Annotated in this window: 2 protein-coding genes; both read right to left on the minus strand. The window is 71.8% G+C overall.

The features are described from left to right. On the minus strand, positions 1–544 hold a 544-nt coding region (locus G3N97_RS38740), incomplete at its 3' end, for an AlkA N-terminal domain-containing protein (protein WP_205997990.1). Positions 545–603: 59 nt separating this feature from the next. Beyond that, positions 604–1327 (minus strand): methylated-DNA--[protein]-cysteine S-methyltransferase (locus G3N97_RS38745; protein WP_205997989.1); only part of this gene is annotated, 724 nt, incomplete at its 5' end.

Genomic DNA, 1327 nt, shown 5'->3' on the forward strand with positions numbered 1-1327 from the left:
CGGCGGCGCCGAGCGCGTCGGGCGTCGGAAAACGCCACGCGGTGTGGGCGTGCGGATGCCCTTCGATGCGCTCGCCCACGCGTTGGACCAGTCGCCCGATGATGGTCGTCGCCGCTTTCACGCTCACCTGTTGCCCGACGATCGCGCGCACCACGAGCTCGAATCCCGACCACGCGCCGGGCACGCGCAGCCCCGGCACCGCTTCGACGAGCGGCGCGAGCCACGGATCTTGCGCGAGATGCGCGCCGATCGTCGCCGTATCGGCTTGAAGATCGAACATGCGCGAGAGCGGCGCGGCGAGCGCCTGCGCGTGCGCGCTCACGGGTCCGTCGATCTGCACGACGAGGCAGCGCTTGCGCGTGTGGCGGCGCACGACGAGCGTGCCGCTCGCGCCCTGAAAGTCGATCGCGCGCAGCCACGCGCCGTCCTCGACCGCTTCGACGCCCGGCGTCGCGCGGCCGCCGAAAAAGCGCAGCACGCGCGGCCAGTCGTAGGGCGCGCGAAACGGCAGTTCGAGCGTGGCGGTGTGCGTGGCGGGTTCGATGCCGGACGCCGCTTTGGGCGGCGTCGGCGTGGCTTTTTTCGAGGTCGACTGGACGGCGCTCAAGCGGCGGTCTCCGGCGTGGCAGGCGCGCGTTTCGCGCGGGGCTTCTGCGAGGTCTTTTCGGGCGATTTCGCGCTCGATTGTGCCGGATCGGCGCGCACTTCGCCCGCGCGCGCTTCCGCATCGAGCAGCGCAGCCTTGCGCGTGATGCCCCAGCGATAACCCGCGAGCGAGCCGCCCTTCTGCACGACGCGATGGCACGGAATCGCCAGCGCCACCGGGTTCGACGCGCAGGCGCTCGCCACCGCCCGCACCGCGCGCGGCGCGCCCAGCGCCTCGGCGATCTGCGTGTAGCTGCGCGTCTCGCCGTAGGGAATGTGCTGGAGCGCATCCCAGACGCGCTGCTGGAACGCCGTCGGCGCGACGTCGAGCGGCAGCTCGAAGCGCTCGCGTCGGCCGTGCAGATAGGCGTCGATCTGCGCGACGAAGGGCGCGAGCGCGGCGGCGTCTTCGACGCAATGTGCGTTTTCGAAGTCGGCGCGCAGGCTGGCCGTGAGCGCGTCGCCGTCGTCGCCGAATGCGATGCGGCAGATGCCTTTTTCGGTGGCCGCGATCAGCACGCGGCCAAGCGGCGTGGCCGCGTTCGCGAAGCGGATCGTCAGGCCCGCGCCCTTGCGCCGGAACGCCGACGGCTTCATGCCCAGCTCGCCCGCCACGCTCTCGTACAGCCGCGACGACGAGTTGAAGCCCGCATCGGCGCTGGCGCGTGTGACGTCGGTAGAG

This window comes from Paraburkholderia sp. Ac-20347 (assembly GCF_017104805.1).
Taxonomy (GTDB): domain Bacteria; phylum Pseudomonadota; class Gammaproteobacteria; order Burkholderiales; family Burkholderiaceae; genus Paraburkholderia; species Paraburkholderia tropica.